The sequence below is a fragment of the Streptomyces sp. NPDC056734 genome, assembly GCF_042790455.1.
In the GTDB taxonomy this organism is placed as follows: Bacteria; Actinomycetota; Actinomycetes; order Streptomycetales; family Streptomycetaceae; genus Streptomyces.
In genome coordinates, this window is record NZ_JBHTZD010000012.1 from 211,338 (window position 1) to 227,242 (window position 15,905).

Here is a 15,905-nt window from a genome sequence, read left to right on the forward strand (position 1 = left end):
TGGACAACACGAGGGGTGGGCCGGACCGATGTGAGCGGCCGGCCCTGCCCCGTGCCTGGCGCACGTCCTCAGGCCGTGAGGCTCTTCCGCGTGCCTCAGCGAGCGAAACTGCTGTTGACCGCGCCGAAGTCGAGCGCGCCGGCCAGCTCGTCGTACGTGCCCTTGCCGAGCAGTTCGGCGGCGGCCCGCTGGGCGAGGGTGTAGGCGGCCTGGGCGACGGCGGTGCCGACGCTGACCCGGCGCACCCCGGCCGCCTCGAACTCGGCGACCGAGGGCGCGCCCGGACCGGCCATCACGTTGAGCGGCAGCGGCTGGGCCTTCACCAGTTCGGCGATGACGGTGAGGTCGACCAGGCCCGGCACGAACAGGCTGTCCGCCCCGGCCTCGGCGTAGACGGCCGCACGGGCGAGCACGTCGGCCTGCCGTCCCTCGGGCGCCCCGATCTGGAAGAGGAAGACATCGGTACGCAGGTTGATCACCAGCTCCGGCAGCCCGGCCAGCCGCGCCGCCTGCCGTGCGGCGCGAATCCGGTCGGCCTGCTCGTCGGCCGAGAACAGTTCACCGTTCGGCTTGGAGTCCTCGATGTTCACGCCGACCGCGCCGGCCGCGATCACCGCGGTGACGGTCGCCGCCACGTCCTCGGGCGTGGGCCCGTAGCCGCCCTCGATGTCGGCGGTCACCGGCACCTGCACGGCGTCGGCGATCCGGCGCACCGCGGCCACCATCTCGTCGCGGGTGAGCGCCTGCTGGTCCGGCTTCCCGGCCGACCAGGACACCCCGCCGCTGGTGGTGGCGATGGCCTGGGCGCCGGCCTGGGCGATGAGCGCCGCGCTGCCCGCGTCCCAGGCGTTCGGCAGCACCAGCACGCCCTTCTCGTGCAGCTCGCGGAGGGTGACGGCCTTGGTCTGCTGAGCGTTCGCCATTACGGCACCTTTCACAAAGGGGGACTTGCTTCGACGTACTCGACGTACTCGACTGACTCGATGTAGTCGACTGGCTCGACGTACTCGTCGTACTCGACTGACGCGACGTACGCGACTGACTCGATTTATCGCAGGTTTCCGGACAAGAGATGAACGGGATCGCGGGGACTCCGTCACCTTGCCGCCGCCGGGTCCGGGCCGGTGACCGGCATCGGGGCCTCAGGGCCCCAGGCGCCCAGGGTGGCGCCTCCGGTGGGGCTCGGGGAGGCGCCATCTCCATGGCGGAAGGGGAGACACAACGGGGACGGGGGAACGGGGCGAGTGCGCTGCGGTGCGCTGGAACACGTGAACGGTCAGACGCGCGCGGGCTCTTCGATCAGGGTCTTCTCGATCCCCGGACGGCGCGTGCGCAGGGACAGGAACCCCGCGCCGATGCTGAGGGCGCCGGCGACGTACCAAGCGGGCGCGTAGGTGCCGAAACCGTCGCGGGTGAGACCGGCCGCGGTGGCGGCGAAGGCGGCGCCGAGCTGGTGCGCGGCGAAGACCCAGCCGAAGACGATCGGGGCGGACATCCCGAAGTACTCCCGGCACAGGGCGACCGTCGGCGGCACGGTGGCGATGAAGTCCAGGCCGAACAGGATGACGAACACGATCATGGCGCCGGTGATCTTGTCATCGAACAGCTGGGGCAGGATCAGCAGCGAGACGCCGCGCAGCAGGTAGTAGCCGAGCAGCAGGACGCGCGGGTCGTAGCGGTCGCTGAGCCAGCCGGACAGGACCGTACCGATGAGGTCGAAGATGCCGATCATGGCGAGCAGCCCGGCGGCGGTGACCGAGGTCATGCCGTGGTCGTGGGCGGCGGGGATGAAGTGGGTGTTGACCAGCCCGTTGCTGGTGGCGCCGCAGATCGCGAACGCGACGGCGAGCAGCCAGAACGCTCTGCTGTGCACGGCGGTCTTCAGCCCGTCTATGGCGAGCCGGGTCGCGCTGCGGGTGGCGGGCGGCGGGGTGACGATCTCGTCCGCGCCGTACGGGGGGATCCCGACGTCGGCCGGGTGCTCCCGGAAGAACAGCAGGACGAACGGCACGGTGGCGAAGGCCACCAGGGACACCACGATCGCGGCGGTGCGCCAGCCGCCCGGCGCCTCGGAGAGCGTGGCGACGAGCGGCAGGAACACCAGCGAGCCGGTCGCCCCGCCCGCGGTGAGCAGGCCGGTGACCAGCCCCTGGCGCTTGACGAACCAGCGGGTGCCGATCGTGGCGACGAAGCCCAGCGAGATCGAGCCGGCGCCGAGGCCGACCAGCACGCCCCAGAGCATCACGAGCTGCCAGGACGCGTTCATGAAGATGGCGAGTCCGCTGCCGAGGCCGATCAGCGACATGGCGCCCGCGGTCACCTTGCGCACGCCGAATCGTTCCATCAGCGCGGAGGCGAACGGCGCGGTGATGCCGTAGAGGGCGAGGTTGACGGACATGGCGAAGCCGATGACCCCGGTGGACCATCCGAACTCCCGCTGCAGCGGCTCCACCAGAGCACCGGGGGTCGCCCGGAACCCGGCCGCCGCGACCAGCGCGACAAATCCGATGGCCGCGATCATCCATGGCCAGACTTGCTTCTGACGAATCATGCGCCCAGCGTGTTCGACACCTCACCACCCCGGAAAGCGGAGCGGGGACACCTTGTCAAGTCCGTGCGGGAGTGGGGCTGTTGGGGTGATCGGGGAGTGAGGTGGGGGGGGTGGATCGACACGTCAGTGCGCCCGGCCTCAGGGCCGTAGACGCACCCGGAAATCGACCCGTCCACCCCGCTCACCCGCCGATCGTGACCCGCCCCGTCGACGTCGTCTGATCGGTGTCGGACGAGCGCACGGTCACCGACACCGTCCACTCCCCCGCCAGCGCCAGCCGGGCCGGGCCCGTCCACACCCCGGTGCCGTCGGGCCGCAGGGGCACTTCCAGCGGGCCGAGGTCACGGGCGGGCAGGGTGAAGGCCAGATGGACCTCCGGTACGTCCGCCGGTGTCCCGTCCGCCTCGCGCAGCTCCAGCCGGACGGTGTAGCCGCCCGCCGTCGCCGGGGTGAGGGTCGCCGTCGCCGTGCCCTGGGCGTTCGAGGTCCCGCCACCGGTGTCGAACGGGATCGCCGACGTGAGGGTCCCGCCCGGCGCCACGCTCGCGGCCGGGCCCGGGGCGGCGGCCGACACGTCCTCGGACGCCGTACGCGGGGGCGGTGTGGAGGTGAGCAGCGTCGTCACCCCGACCACCACCACGGCCACCACCGACTCAGCCAGGACGGAACGCCGCAGTCGCGCTCGCGCGGACCCGCCTTCCGGTCCCTCCGCCCCACCCCGCAGCCGGGCAAGGCGTGACCGGGAGACCCACGCCGCGGCGAGCATGAGGAGCACGCACCCGATCTTGACGAGCAGCAGCTGCCCGTACCCGGTATCGAACAGGGCGTCCCAGGAGCCCACTTCACGCCAGGAGCGGTACAGCCCGGTCAGGACGAGGACCGTCACCGAGACGAGGGCGACGACGGAGAAGCGTTCCACCGCCGCGTGCCCGACACCCTGACGGAGGCCGGCCACCAACGTCACCAGACCGCCCAGCCAGACCGCCATGGCCAGCAGATGCAGCACGGTCACCGGCACGGCCAGCCAGACCTGGGCGCCCTCGGAGGAGTGGTTCGTCATGGCCCAGGTCGCCGACAGCCCGACCGCCAGCGCCAGTGCGGCCGAGCAGAGCCGCACCCGGGACCGCCGGGGCGCCTCGGCACCGGACTGCCCCAACTGCCCCACCAGCAGCACCAGGAACACGCCGCTCGCGACGAGCAGCACCAGCCTGAGCGCCAGCGCGAGATAGATCCGTTCGTCCACGGGGACATGGGCCTGCGCCGACGCCGGATCCTGCGACGGAAGGATGCCGTTGCCCTGTTCGTACGGCCCGCGCAGCATCATCTGCACCACGGTCGAGCCCAGCAGGGCGATCCAGCCGGTCACCAGCAGCCGCTGCACCCGCCGGACGGACACCCCGGCGGGCCAGCAGATCAGGACGAACGCCACCGCCCCCGTCAGCAACGCGAACGCGGCATAGGCGACGGCGCGCGTGGTGCCGTACAGGAAGGAGATCACCCCGTCCGTCCCGGCGCCCTGGAGGGCCTCGGCGGAGGCGGCGGAGACGGCCGAGGGCGCCCCGACGGAGAAGGTGAAGGCGCCGCCGACGGGGTGCGAGTCCGCGGAGATCACCTGCCAGGCCACCGTGTAGGTGCCGTCGGCGAGGCCGTCGCGCAGGGTGACCCGTACGGTGTCGGCCCGGTCGGCGGCGTGCGCCGGGGCGCCCGTGTCGACCCGCTCGCCCCCGGGATCGAGGACGCGGAGCGAGGCGGAGGGCAGGGTCACCCCGTCGTCGAAGGTGAGCGTGACGGCGGTGGGCTGCCTCGGCAGCACCGAGTCCTGCGCCGGGTCGGTGGCGACGAGCGAACCGTGCGCGGACGCGGTGCCCGCCGAGCCGAGCACGGCCAGCACGGCCGCGAGGACGGCGATCAGCGCGCCGACGATGCGGTGCGCCCGCACGGATGATCCCGTGGTCATACCTGCCTGCTCCCCCGTGGGTTGGCGATCCCCGTGCGGATCCTCGGCCGGATGCCCGTACGGCTCCCCGGCCGGATGCCCGTACGGCTCCCCGGCCGTGAGCGGCGACGGGCCGGGCGCGTGGACGGCCGCTCGCGGCCGGGCCCGGCTGCCGCGGTCCCTGAACCTATGGCCACTGTTTCACGGGATTGGCCGGCGGGTTGTCCAGCGTCAGAGCGGTGCAGCGGATCCCGCCACCGCCCTTGGCCAGTTCGGTCGTGTCGAGTTCGGCCACCTCCAGGCCGCGGTCGCGCAGCGCGGCGGCGAGTCGCGGCGCACCCCGGGTCATGGTGACGGTGGTTCCGTCGCTGACGAGGTTCAGCGCGAACCGCGCCGCCTCCTCGGCGGACACCTCGATCAGGTCGGTCCCGAGTCCGCGCAGGGTGCGCAGGCTGCGGGCGTCGAGGGCCCGCGGGCAGTACGCGAGGGTGTCCGGGGCGATGACACCGACGGCCAGGTCCAGGTCGTACCAGCGGGGGCTCACCGTGCGCAGCGGCACCACCTCGTAGTCGAGTTCGCGGGCGAGCACCTTGAGCATCCGCTCGTCGGTGCGCCGGCCGTACGCCGCGAGCAGCAGGTCGCCGCAGGCGAGGGCGTCGCCCTGGCCGCTGAAGGCGTAGGGCGCCTCGATGACCTCGAACCGCCGGTCGGCCAGCCATCCCTTGAAGTACGGCACCTCGGCGCGGCGTTCGGGCGGCGGTGAGCCGAGGATGGCCCGTTCGCCGCGGATCACGGCCGCGTTGGCGGTGAACACCATGTCGGGGCACTCCGGTGCGGACGGCAGGTACTCGACCTTGCGGCCGGCCGCGAGGTGCGCGGCCACGATCGTCTGGTGCTCGGCGAGCGCCGCCTGGATGTCGGGCTGGATCGCGGTGTCCATGTAGGGGTTGATCTCGTAGTCGACCCGGAAGTGGCTCGCGTCGGAGACAAGCAGTTCGCTGTTCACGGTGCCCTCTCTCTGGTTCGCGGAACGGGATGGCCTCGACCTGAGTCCACCCGAGCGGCGAGTTGTTCGCGAGCCTTGACCGGCAGAAACAATCAAGTACGGGACTCGTGTGCCGATCCGCGAGGACCCGGAGAGTGCGGCCGGACCTCACGACATCGGGTCTGCGGCTTCATGATCGGTCATGAAGCCGCAGACCCGTTTGATCCTCTGCGGCCTACCGCACCGCACGCCCGCCCTGTTCAGTCCTCCAGGGTCACATCGAACAGATCCAGCTGGAGCAGCGGGGTGACGCTGACATTCTTCGTCCGGGTGGACCAGCCCGATTCGACTTTCTGGTACCACAGCGGAATCGCGGGCATGTCCTGGAGGATCAGGCTCTGCGCCTGCCGGTAGAGCGCCCAGCCCTCCTGTTCCGTGGGCGCCGCGTCCGCCTCGGCCAGCAATGCGTCCACTTCCGGATGGGAGTATCCGGAGCCATTGACGGCCGCGTCCGTACGGAAGATCGGGTTGAGGAAGTTCTCGATCGACGGGTAGTCCGCGACCCAGCCGGAACGGAAGGGAGCGCTGACCTTCTGTTCGTTGATCAGCTTGCGGAATTCGCCGAAGGTGGGGACCGGCAGATATCTGGCCTCGACGCCCAGGGCGGCGGTGATGGTGGTGCAGGCCGCGTCGATCCACACCTCATTGGCCGAGTCGTCGTTGGAGGTCAGCTCGATCGGGCCCTGGAAGCCGGAGGCGTCGAACAGCGCCTTCGCCTTTTCCGGTTGATAGGTGCACAGGTCGGCGCCGGGATCGGCGGCGTATCCGGGCACGATCGGCGGCACGAATCCGTCGGGCAGCATCTTGTCGCCGTCGAATGCCTTGTCGATCACGAACTGCCGGTCGATGGCCATCGAGATCGCCTGCCGCAGACGCGGATCACGAAAGCGCGGATCGTACAGCGGGAAGGAGATCGACTGCACTCCCATGTACGGCTTGGAGACACAGCGCCCGGCCAGTTCCCGCTTGTACCGGCCGCCGTCGAGCGCGTCCGCCGGGACGAAGTCGAGATAGTCGAGCTTGTTCGCCACGACGTCCGCGTAGGCGTCCTCAAGCATCCGGTAGAACCGGAATTCCACCCCGTCCACGCGCGGCTTGCGCGCTCCGGCGTAGGCGTCGTACCGGGTCAGGACGATGTTCTCGCCGGGGGTGTGCGACGCGAAGCCGAACGGCCCGTTGCCGATGGGATGCGCTTCGAATGCCTTGCGGTCGGCGAAGAAGGCGCGCGGCAGCGGGAAGAACGCGGCATAGCCGAGCCGGGTCACGAAGGCGGAGAACGGCGCCGACAAGGTCACCTCGAAGGTGCTGTCGTCGACCACTTTCAGACCCGACAACTCGTCCGTGGATCCGCTCTGGGTCGCTTCATAACCCTGGATGTGGGAGAGGTAATCGGCGCCCTGGAGTCTGTTCGGGCCGTACGCGGTGTAGTTCCAGGCGTCGACGAAACTCGCGGCGGTGACCGGGGTTCCGTCGTGGAACGTCCAGCCCGGATTCAGGCTGATCCGGTAGACACGGGAGTCGGACGATTCTATGGACCGGGCCACCGCGGTACGGGGTTCGGCCGTGTCCGGGTGGTATTCGACCAGGCCGGTGAAGAGGGCGTTCACGATTTTCACGCTGTCGCGTTCGGTCGCGTCGCCCGGCACCAGCGGATTCTCCGGTTCCGTGCCGTTCCAGCTGATGATGTTCATGGGTGTGCGTCCCCTCGGGTCATCGGATCGGATCGGATCGAGCAGATCTGGCCGGCTCTGATCGAGCAGATGGGCCGGCTCTGATCGAGCAGATGGGCCGGCTCTGATGGGATCAGGCGGCCTGAAAACCGGCCTTGAGCGCCGTGGCGATCTCGACCGCGCGGCGGGCCTGGAACTCGATCGCCCCCAGCTTCTCCGCGCCGGGCGGGGTGGTGTCGTAGGCGACATGGCTGGTGCCGTACGGGTTTCCGTTGCCCCTCGCGAACTGGACCGGGTCCGCGTAGCCGGGGGCGACGATGATCGCGCCCCAGTGGTAGAAGGTGTTGTTGAGCGCCAGCAGCGTGCTCTCCTGGCCGCCGTGGGCGGTGGAGGTCGAGGTGAACGAGGAGACCACCTTGTTCACCAGCTTGCCCTGGCTCCAGAGGTCGCCCGTGCTGTCGATGAACTGCTTGAGCTGCGCGGCCGGCAGACCGAAGCGGGTGGGTGTGCCGAACAGCAGGACATCGGCCCAGTCCAGGTCCGCGGGCGTCGCCTCGGTGATGCCGCCGGTGGTGGCGACATGCGCGGTCCATTCCTGACTCGTCGCGATCGTGGCCTCGGAGGCGGTCTCGGAGACCTTGCGCAGACGTACCTCGGCACCGGCCTTCTCGGCCGCGACGGCGGCCGCGGCGGCGAGCTTGTGCACATGTCCGGTGGACGAGTAGTAGATGACGGCGACGTTGGTCACGATCACAACTCCAATTCGCGATGGGCGGCCCTCTCGGAACTCGACTCTGGCGCCACGGCCGGGACGGCGGCAAACAGCCCGCCGCGATTTCATCACCTTGCGGACGGGAGAGCGACGGAGGCGATTCACGGTCCGGACGGGCGGACGGGCGGAATCGGGCTGGCGGAATCAGACGGGCGGAATGGGACCTGCCGCCCGATCCGTCACGGGTCTATGTCAACTCGGCGCCCTGTCCGGAGGATCCGCTTTCTAGGCTGTTCCGATATCCGCGGTCCGTATTCCACCCGCCACCCGCCACCCGCCACCGAGTGTCCGAGTGTCCGCCCCCCTCCCCACGAACCTCCGACGGACCTCCGCCGAACCTCCGACGAAGATGGAGCGTTGCCAACCCATGTACGCAGATCAGACACCCGTGGGCCGCACGCCGCCCTGGGCCGGGCGCGGCAACCGTGCTGCGGTCCTCGGATCGCCGGTCGGCCGGTCCCTGTCACTCACGCTGCACCGTGCCGCGCACGCGGCCATGGGACGGGACTGGAGCTACGAGGCGATCGAGTGCGACGAACCCGCCCTGCCCGCGCTGTTCGACTCGCTCGGCGACGAGTGGGCCGGCCTCTGCCTGGCCGAGCCACTGAAACGGGCTGTGCTGCCGCTGGTCGACGAGGTGTCCGACCTGGCTCTGGATGTGGGCGGGGCCGACACGGTGGTCTTCCGGCACGGCCGGAGCTTCGGTGACCACACCGGCCCGCACGGCATCACCACCGCCCTTCACGAAGCCGGACTCCGGGCGCCGGGATCGGCCGTCGTGCTGGGCGGCGGGAGCGCGGCCTGTTCCGCGCTGGCCGCGCTGCGGGAGGTCGGCGTCAGGGAGCCGGTCGTGGTGGTCCGGGAGCGCCGTCAGGCGACCGAGGTCGAGGCGGCGGCCGGGCGGCTGGGCGTCGCGGTGGACCTGCGTCACTTCGACGCGTTGGACCGCTCGCTCCAGGGCGTCGCCGTGGTCGTCTCCACCCTGCCCGCCCACGCCGCCGACCCCCTCGCCCCGACCGTCGCGCACTGCGGGGCCGCCGTCCTCGACACGGCGTGCTCGGCCTGGCCGACCCGGCTCACCAAGGCGGCGGGCTTCGCCGGCCGAACCGTGGTCGACGGCCTGTCCCTGCGGGTGCACCGCGCGGTACGGCAGATCGAGCTGCTGACGGGCGCGGCGGATCCGACGGTTCCGGCCGATCCGGGCGAGCTGATCGGCCGTACCGGCGGGAGCGGCGCCCTGCCGGCGGCGAGGTCGGGAGTCTCGGCGGTGTCGGCAGTCTCGGCGATGTCGGCGATGCGTGGCGCGGCCCGGGCCGAACTGATGCGGCGGGCGGCCCTGGAGGCCGACCCCGCCGTCACCGGCGGAAGACTCCGCTACGGGAGGCTTCGTTAAGGAAGGCTCCGCGACGGAAGGCTCCGCTAAGGGGCCGAGGAACCGGCGGCCTGCAAGGCGCCGAGGCGCTGCGGGCGGTCCGAGGCCAGGACCAGGATCGCGTGCGCCACCGAGCAGAGCGTCACATGGCGGTGCCAGCCCGCGTACGAGCGCCCCTCGAAGTCACGCATGCCGACCCGTGTGCTGACCCCCGTGAAGTCCTTGCTCACCCGCCGGGTCAGCCGTCCCAGCCGCAGCAGCGCGGCCGGAGGCACGTCCAGCAGATTGGACAGCCACAGCTCGGGCGACCGGCCCTTCTGCATCGGCCAGCCGCCTACGAGCGTCAGCGGCCGGTCGGACAGCGGCGTCGCCCCCGGCCTGCGGACCCCCGGCAGGGTCACCCTGGCCCCGCTCACCAGGACCGATCGCGTGACCGAGTACTCCGGGTCGACCCAGCTGACCGGCTTGGACAGCTTCTTCCCCCGCTCGGCCAGCTGTTCGGCCTGGAAGAGCCGCCCTCGCGAACCGGGCTGACCGGGGTCGAAGCCGACGACGCGGGTCGCCCCGTCGACACGCATGACGAACGGTATGCCCCGGCGCGTGAACTGCTCCACGAGGGCGCGCGCGTCCAGGGTGCGGGCGTCCAGGACGGCCGGTCGGCGGCGCAGCCCCCAGGCGGGGTCGGCGAGTTCGGCGACCGTGTGCACGACGCCCGCCTCGACCCGCATGGCCGCGGCGTCGTCCGGGATCCGGGCCCGGCGCCGCCGCTCCTGGTCGTCCAGCCACTCGGAGGGCAGGTTGAGGTCCCAGTTGACGGGCACGCTCAGCTGCTCGCTGGCCAGGGAGACGCCGTACGCCTGCTGGCTGTTGACGACGCGGCCGAGGTCGAAGCGGAAGGACTCCTCGACGCCGACGGAGTGCACCCCGGCCTTGGGGATGGCCATCAGGTCGATCACCCATGCCTGCGGCAGCAGCACCCGGTCCAGATGGCGGGCGAGCGTCTGCCGTACGGGCCCCCAGGCCCAGGAGGAGTTACTGATGAAGTGGTGCAGGCTCTGTTCGGCGGCGCCGTGGTCGGCCACTGCGGCCAGGGCACGGATGGACTTGCGTCCGGGAACCGACAGTAACCCGGAGACGTACCACTCACCCCTGGTCCGCTGATCGCGTCGTTTGAGCGAGGCGAGCATCCGCCGGCAGAACTCGGTGACGAAGTCGTCCGTGACGTCGCCCCCTGTCTGCACCACCCTCTCCACGGTTTCCATGGCTCCCCCTACTTGTTCCTGACCGTCGATGAGACCGACCATACAATACCGGACGGTTGGTTTTCTACCTCACCATGTCCTTCACGAACCCCACACCGAGCGGCCCGACAGCGGAGTAATATACCGCACGGTTGGTTTGTTAGGGTGGTACTTGTCAGACCGCCGTGATGATCACCGCAGGATCACTGGGGGACCACTCGGGGACCACTCGGGGACCACTGGGGGACCACCGCGGGATCGCCGTAACGAGGGAGAAGCCATGCCGCGTCAAGAACGAGCCGAACGCACGCGTGAGCTGGTCGTCCGGGCGGCGGCCGTGCGCTTCGACGAGACGGGCTTCGCGTCGACGAGCCTGAGCGACATCGTGGAGACGGCCAAGGTCTCCAAGGGGGCCCTGTACTTCCACTTCAGCTCGAAGGAGAAGCTGGCCGAGGCGGTCGCGGCGCAGTCGGGCTCGGACTGGCGGGGCATCGTCCGGGCGGCCAGGGAGCCCGGCGGCCCGACGCTGCAAGCGCTGATCAACATGACCCACGGTCTGGCCCACCGGATATGCCACGACGTCGTGTTCCGGGCGGGCCTGCGGCTCTGCGACGACCGCTGGCCCGGCGAGGACCGGTACCCCAGTCCGTACCCGAGCTGGAGCAGGGCCGTGGCGCTCCTGCTCGCCCGGTCCGACCGCAGGGGGGAGTTGCTGCCCGGCCGCGATCTGGAACAGGCCGCCCGTATGGTCACGGCGACCACGGCCGGCGTCGAGATGCTCTCCCGCCAGGACCCGGGCTGGCTGGCCGCGCCGGTGCTGGCCGGCGCGTGGGACGCCCTGCTGCCCGCGCTGGTGCCCGCCGAGCAACTGGGCCGCTTCCGCCCTTCCGGAGACACCGCCCCGCCCGGCCGCTTCCACCCACCGGACCCGTTGCCCGTCCCGGCCGTCCCGCCCGCCGCGCCCGCCACGCCCGCTGCGCCCGCCACGCCCGCTGCCGGGCCGCTGCTCCCGGTCCCGCGACGGGTGCCGGTTGCGGGGCGGGGGCGGGGAGGTCCGGGGGAACCGGCGGGGCGGGGTGGCCCGGGGGAACCAGCGGGCTCGCCCGGCCGCCGGAGGTGACGCGAGGGCCCTGAACGTCCGCCGCCGCATGACCGCCAGGGCCCCGATCGTCGGCCGGCGCCGACCCGTTGAACGCCCCAATCATCAGCCAGGGCCCGACCCGTTGAGGGCCGCGAGCGTCAGCCGGTGCTCAGCACTTGAGCTGGGGTGTCGCGACGATCGCCACAACTCAAGGTTGCCCGCTGGGGCCACAGGGGCATCAGCCGGGGCCCGACCACCAAGGCCCCACCACCGAAACGGCGTCAGCCGGTGCCCGCCCCCGGGGCCCCCGCGCTCGCCCCCTCACCCTCCGCACCCGACTCCCCGGCCGCCAAGCTCGCCGCCTCAAGCCGTGCCCCCCGATCCGGGCTGGTGTCCAGCCGGGCCAGGGCGGCCGGGACGGCGATGGACGGCAGGATGTGCTTCCACATCGCCGACACCCGCTGCTCCAGATCCAGCAGACCGGAGCTGACCTGCGAGAAGGCCTGGATGCCGGTGAAGGAGCCGACGATCAGTTCGGCCGTCTCGCGCGAGTCGACGTGCGGCAGCACCTCGCCGTCACCCTTGGCCTGCTCCAGCAACTGCTCGCACACCTTGGCCCAGGCCAGGAAAGGGCTGCGCGACGCGAAGTCGATGGACCCGCGCTCCAGCGCCAGCCGGCTCCCGGCGCGCAGCATCGCGTCGTTCGGCAGGGTGTGGGCGACGGTCATCGCGAGGTCCACCACCTCCTGGAGCTTGGAGGTCTGCGGCGGCACATGCAGATGGAGCGTCTGCTCCTCCAGGACCCCGCGCGCCAGATCCTCCTTGGACGGAAAGTGGAAGTACAGGGCGCCCTTGGTCACCGACACCCGGGACAGGATCTCCTTGATCGACGCGGCGTCGTAGCCCATCTCGTCGAAGACCATCGCCGCGCCTTGCAGGATGAGCCGCCTCGTCTCCACTGCCCGCGCCTGCTGTGCCATGCCGTTCTCCCAGTTGCTGTAGTCAGGCCGCCGCGACCGAAGTGGTGGTCAGCGCGGTCGGTACGACAACTTATCAAGTCGCTGACGCCACCCCATAGAAAAAAACCGACTAACCTGTATTGTAGCTGTCAGCCGACCAAGGGTTCGAATTTCCATTACTGGGGGGGAAATGTCTGAATCGTTGCTCTCGATCGAGGTGGCACCGGAAGCCCAGCTTCCTACGCACACCTGGAACATCTCGAACGTCTTCATCCCGGCACAGCGCCAGCACTCGCCGTTCACCACCACGGTGCCCAAGGAGTACGTCCATCGCGCCGCCGTGGCCGAGGTACTGCTGACGAGATGGCTGCGCGTGGACGAGTCGCGCTTCATCGCCTCCGCGCAGTGGCCGCGTACGCACAGCTACTTCACGTCCCCGTGCGGGCAGCACTACGACTCGACGCTGGTCGCGGAGACCATCCGCCAGGTCGGCACACTGGTGTCGCACGCCGAGTACGGCGTGCCGCTGAACACCCACTTCATTCTGAACAGCCTTCAGTACACGTGCGACCCCGAGCAGTTGAGGGTCCTGGGCACACCGGCCGAGCTGTCGCTGTCCGTCACCTGCTCGAAGCTCCGCCGCAAGGGCGGTCAGCTGGCCGGGCTGGATGTCGCGGTCGATATCGTGCGCGACGGCAAGCCGGTGGGCTCGGGCGTGGCGAAGGCGACCATCCTGCGGCAGGAGGTCTACCGCCGGATCCGTGGCGCACGGCTGACACCTGGACCGGACGCCGGACCGCCGCTGGCCGAACCCATCGAACCGGCACTGGTCGACCGCCGGTACGCCCCGGACGTCGTCCTCTCCCCCGGCGACGCCCCGCGCCGCTGGCTGCTCCGGGCCGACCGCCGTCACCCCATCCTGTTCGAGCACCCCAACGACCACGTCCCCGGCATGGTCCTGCTGGAGGCCGCCCGCCAGGTCACCCGCCTCCTCGCCCCCGGCAGCACGCCGATGGCGAGCGAGAACACCTTCGAGCGGTACGTGGAGCTGGACACCCCGTGCGAGATCGAGGCGGAGGAGCACGAGTCGCCGGACCCGGCGGTGAAGATCGTGTCAGTGAGAGCGACGCAGGACGGCCGCACGGCGTTCACCAGCACCATCACCCTCGCGATGCCGACCGCGTAGACACGACACCACGGCGGGGATCTGCCGCCCGCACCTGGCACAGGACGACGAACGGGGCTCCGCAGCACGCGGAACCCCGTTCGTCACATCAGCCGCGCCAACAACTACCGGCCGCGGCCTCCGCGTCCAGGACCCGCAGCAACTCCTCCCCCACCTCACCCGGCGACCGCACCAGATGCCGTACGCCCACCGCACGCATCGCCTCCCGCTGGAAGCCGTGCTCGAAGGAACTGGGATTGCCGATGAAGGGCGCCCCGAGCCCATGGGCGGCCTCGGCGACCCGCGCCACGTCATCGATGACGAGCACCTGATCTGGCCGGAGCCCAAAGGTCTCCGTGATGATCTCGCGGAGCCCGGGACGACAGGCGTCGGTGCACACATACCCGGGTTCGTCGAAGAGTTGGGCGTGCTCGCCGAGGGCACTGTCAAAGTGGGACCGGTCGAGCCCGCCGTAGCAGACCGTCCGCAGCCCCACCGAGCGCAGCGTTTCCACCATGCCGACCGCGCCGTCGAGAACCCGCACCGGATGACGCTCCAGATAGCCGGCCCGCTCCTGGAAGTACACCTCCCGGACCTTCTCCGGCGACCAGCCGACCCCCACCGCCGCACCGATCACCCGCGCGGCGTCGTCCTGCCGCTGCGAGAAGATCAGCCGCTCCAGCTCCGCGGTGTAGACGCCGCCCCGGCTGACGACGAAGTGATGGATCACCGGGCTGAAGGTGTCGTTGAGCATGACACCGTCGATGTTCACGGCGGCGGCCCGCAGATGCCGCAGTGATCTTCCCCCCGTCATGCGCTACACCGCCGGGTCGAGACGGAAGACGCTCCCGCCGATGGCGAGCACATACAGTTCGCCATTGCCGCCCTGGGCGAAGGAGATGACCTCGCCGCCGTTGACTCCGAGGTCGGTCATGCCGGTCACCTCGCCGTTCTTCAGCTGCAAGGAGCGGACGGTGCCGTCGCAGTAGTCGGAGTACACGTACTGACCCTTGAGGGCCGGGATCGCCTTGCCCCGGTAGACGTAGCCGCCGGTCACCGAGCAGCCCCAGTTGGTGCGGTCGTACTCGTAGGCGGGCGGCACGTGGTTGGCGGGTTCGGTGCCGCCGCGGAAGGGGTGGGTGCCCTCCATCTGACCCCAGCCGTAGTTCTCCCCGCCCTCGCTGTCGGCCCGGGCCCAGTCGATCTCCTCCCAGTCGTTCTGGCCGACGTCACCGATCCACAGGTCGCCCTTGACCGCGTCGAAGGAGAACCGCCACGGGTTGCGCAGCCCGTAGGCCCAGATCTCGTCGCGCGCGTTCGGGTCGTCCACGAACGGGTTGTCCGCCGGGATCGCGTACGGGGTGCCGCCCCGGGGGTCGATCCGCAGCATCTTGCCGAGCAGCGTGTCGAGACTCTGCCCGTAGCCGTGCGGGTCGCCGCCCGAGCCTCCGTCGCCGAGCGCGATGTAGAGGTAGCCGTCGGGGCCGATCTTGATGTCGCCGCCGTTGTGGTTGGCGTAGGGCTGCGTCTGGGTGATGACCGTACGCCGGGTGTTCGGCTGGATCTTGCCGTTGCGTACGGCGAACTCGTCGACGGTGCTGGTGCCTTCGAGGTCCGTGTAGGAGATGTAGAAGTACGCGAACCTCTTGTCGAACGCGATGCCCAGCAGCCCGCGTTCGCCGTCGGTGGTGGTGTCGGCGGAGATGTCGAGAACGGGTCGGCTGAGCCCCTTGTCGCCCAGAACCCTTACGGTGCCCGCGCGTTCGGCGATCCAGACCTTCCCGCCGGGACCGGCGGCACCGGCCGTCGGATTCTGGGCCGTGGCCACGTTCGTGAGCGCGACCTTCGCCGCCGACGGCGGGGCGGCGGCCTCGTCGGCCGACGCCGTGGTCAGGGCGAGGGAGGCGACGAGACAGATGGTGCCGATGATCGCCGAACTTCTGGTGCGAACTCTCACCGTGATCCTCCTGGAGGCGGTGCATCGGCAGGTCGCGCGGCTGTGGAACTGGTCGCGGGGTGATACCGCCCGCGCGGCACGCAACCTGGGTGGGTGGGGTGGCGCGGTGCTACTGGCTGGCACGGGTGAGGATACTGGGGCAGGGTGGTTTGGTAT

At 70.6% G+C, this 15,905-nt stretch carries 13 protein-coding genes; 3 read left to right on the top strand and 10 right to left on the bottom strand.

Features of this window, described 5'->3' with window-relative positions:
* Positions 1 to 95: 95 nt before the first annotated feature.
* From ACFRFC_RS20130 to wrbA, 6 genes are all read right to left on the bottom strand, one after another.
* Positions 96 to 923, bottom strand: coding sequence for an isocitrate lyase/phosphoenolpyruvate mutase family protein (locus ACFRFC_RS20130; RefSeq protein ID WP_382692219.1), 828 nt, complete (start codon positions 921 to 923; stop codon positions 96 to 98).
* A 353-nt stretch (positions 924 to 1,276) separates the two neighbouring features.
* On the bottom strand, positions 1,277 to 2,551 hold the full coding sequence (locus ACFRFC_RS20135; RefSeq protein WP_382692218.1) for an MFS transporter: 1,275 nt from the start codon (positions 2,549 to 2,551) through the stop codon (positions 1,277 to 1,279).
* Between the two features lie 181 nt (positions 2,552 to 2,732).
* On the bottom strand, positions 2,733 to 4,508 hold the full coding sequence (locus ACFRFC_RS20140) for a FixH family protein (protein ID WP_382692217.1): 1,776 nt from the start codon (positions 4,506 to 4,508) through the stop codon (positions 2,733 to 2,735).
* A 166-nt stretch (positions 4,509 to 4,674) separates the two neighbouring features.
* The gene (locus tag ACFRFC_RS20145; protein WP_382692216.1) at positions 4,675 to 5,493 is read right to left on the bottom strand and encodes a dimethylarginine dimethylaminohydrolase family protein; all 819 of its coding nucleotides are present in this window, start codon (positions 5,491 to 5,493) and stop codon (positions 4,675 to 4,677) included.
* A 239-nt stretch (positions 5,494 to 5,732) separates the two neighbouring features.
* Positions 5,733 to 7,223, bottom strand: a complete 1,491-nt coding sequence (locus ACFRFC_RS20150) for an ABC transporter substrate-binding protein (RefSeq protein WP_382692215.1) — start codon at positions 7,221 to 7,223, stop codon at positions 5,733 to 5,735.
* Between the two features lie 112 nt (positions 7,224 to 7,335).
* A complete protein-coding gene (wrbA, locus tag ACFRFC_RS20155; RefSeq protein WP_382692214.1) occupies positions 7,336 to 7,950 on the bottom strand; it encodes an NAD(P)H:quinone oxidoreductase in 615 nt (204 codons plus the stop codon).
* Positions 7,951 to 8,341: 391 nt separating this feature from the next.
* Here wrbA and ACFRFC_RS20160 point away from each other — a divergent pair, with 391 nt between their 5' ends.
* Entirely contained in the window at positions 8,342 to 9,367 is a 1,026-nt protein-coding gene (locus ACFRFC_RS20160; protein WP_382692213.1) for a shikimate dehydrogenase family protein, read from the top strand.
* A gap of 26 nt (positions 9,368 to 9,393) precedes the next feature.
* Here ACFRFC_RS20160 and ACFRFC_RS20165 read toward each other — a convergent pair whose 3' ends face one another.
* On the bottom strand, positions 9,394 to 10,608 hold the full coding sequence (locus ACFRFC_RS20165) for an IS701 family transposase (protein WP_382692212.1): 1,215 nt from the start codon (positions 10,606 to 10,608) through the stop codon (positions 9,394 to 9,396).
* Between the two features lie 259 nt (positions 10,609 to 10,867).
* Here ACFRFC_RS20165 and ACFRFC_RS20170 point away from each other — a divergent pair, with 259 nt between their 5' ends.
* Positions 10,868 to 11,707: a ScbR family autoregulator-binding transcription factor gene (locus ACFRFC_RS20170; RefSeq protein WP_382692211.1), complete on the top strand. Its 840-nt coding sequence runs from the start codon at positions 10,868 to 10,870 to the stop codon at positions 11,705 to 11,707.
* 242 nt (positions 11,708 to 11,949) lie between these two features.
* Here the strand turns inward: ACFRFC_RS20170 and ACFRFC_RS20175 are convergent, their stop codons facing one another.
* On the bottom strand, positions 11,950 to 12,648 hold the full coding sequence (locus ACFRFC_RS20175) for a ScbR family autoregulator-binding transcription factor (RefSeq protein WP_382692210.1): 699 nt from the start codon (positions 12,646 to 12,648) through the stop codon (positions 11,950 to 11,952).
* 169 nt (positions 12,649 to 12,817) lie between these two features.
* Between ACFRFC_RS20175 and ACFRFC_RS20180 the strand changes: the two genes are divergently transcribed.
* On the top strand, positions 12,818 to 13,813 hold the full coding sequence (locus ACFRFC_RS20180) for a ScbA/BarX family gamma-butyrolactone biosynthesis protein (RefSeq protein ID WP_382692209.1): 996 nt from the start codon (positions 12,818 to 12,820) through the stop codon (positions 13,811 to 13,813).
* A gap of 88 nt (positions 13,814 to 13,901) precedes the next feature.
* On the opposite strand, the gene ACFRFC_RS20185 is transcribed toward ACFRFC_RS20180, so the two are convergent.
* Entirely contained in the window at positions 13,902 to 14,606 is a 705-nt protein-coding gene (locus tag ACFRFC_RS20185; RefSeq protein WP_382692208.1) for an HAD family hydrolase, read from the bottom strand.
* Between the two features lie 3 nt (positions 14,607 to 14,609).
* Positions 14,610 to 15,749, bottom strand: a complete 1,140-nt coding sequence (locus tag ACFRFC_RS20190; RefSeq protein WP_382692207.1) for a PQQ-dependent sugar dehydrogenase — start codon at positions 15,747 to 15,749, stop codon at positions 14,610 to 14,612.
* Positions 15,750 to 15,905 lie beyond the last annotated feature (156 nt).

What these genes read in the sequence shown, in the direction of transcription:
- ACFRFC_RS20160 (WP_382692213.1), top strand. Translation starts at nt 8,342, where the DNA reads ATGTACGCAGATCAGACACCCGTGGGCCGCACGCCGCCCTGGGCCGGG.
- ACFRFC_RS20175 (WP_382692210.1), bottom strand. Translation starts at nt 12,648, where the DNA reads ATGGCACAGCAGGCGCGGGCAGTGGAGACGAGGCGGCTCATCCTGCAA.
- ACFRFC_RS20180 (WP_382692209.1), top strand. Translation starts at nt 12,818, where the DNA reads ATGTCTGAATCGTTGCTCTCGATCGAGGTGGCACCGGAAGCCCAGCTT.
- ACFRFC_RS20130 (WP_382692219.1), bottom strand. Translation starts at nt 923, where the DNA reads ATGGCGAACGCTCAGCAGACCAAGGCCGTCACCCTCCGCGAGCTGCAC.
- ACFRFC_RS20185 (WP_382692208.1), bottom strand. Translation starts at nt 14,606, where the DNA reads ATGACGGGGGGAAGATCACTGCGGCATCTGCGGGCCGCCGCCGTGAAC.
- ACFRFC_RS20140 (WP_382692217.1), bottom strand. Translation starts at nt 4,508, where the DNA reads ATGACCACGGGATCATCCGTGCGGGCGCACCGCATCGTCGGCGCGCTG.
- ACFRFC_RS20135 (WP_382692218.1), bottom strand. Translation starts at nt 2,551, where the DNA reads ATGATTCGTCAGAAGCAAGTCTGGCCATGGATGATCGCGGCCATCGGA.
- ACFRFC_RS20150 (WP_382692215.1), bottom strand. Translation starts at nt 7,223, where the DNA reads ATGAACATCATCAGCTGGAACGGCACGGAACCGGAGAATCCGCTGGTG.
- ACFRFC_RS20170 (WP_382692211.1), top strand. Translation starts at nt 10,868, where the DNA reads ATGCCGCGTCAAGAACGAGCCGAACGCACGCGTGAGCTGGTCGTCCGG.
- ACFRFC_RS20165 (WP_382692212.1), bottom strand. Translation starts at nt 10,608, where the DNA reads ATGGAAACCGTGGAGAGGGTGGTGCAGACAGGGGGCGACGTCACGGAC.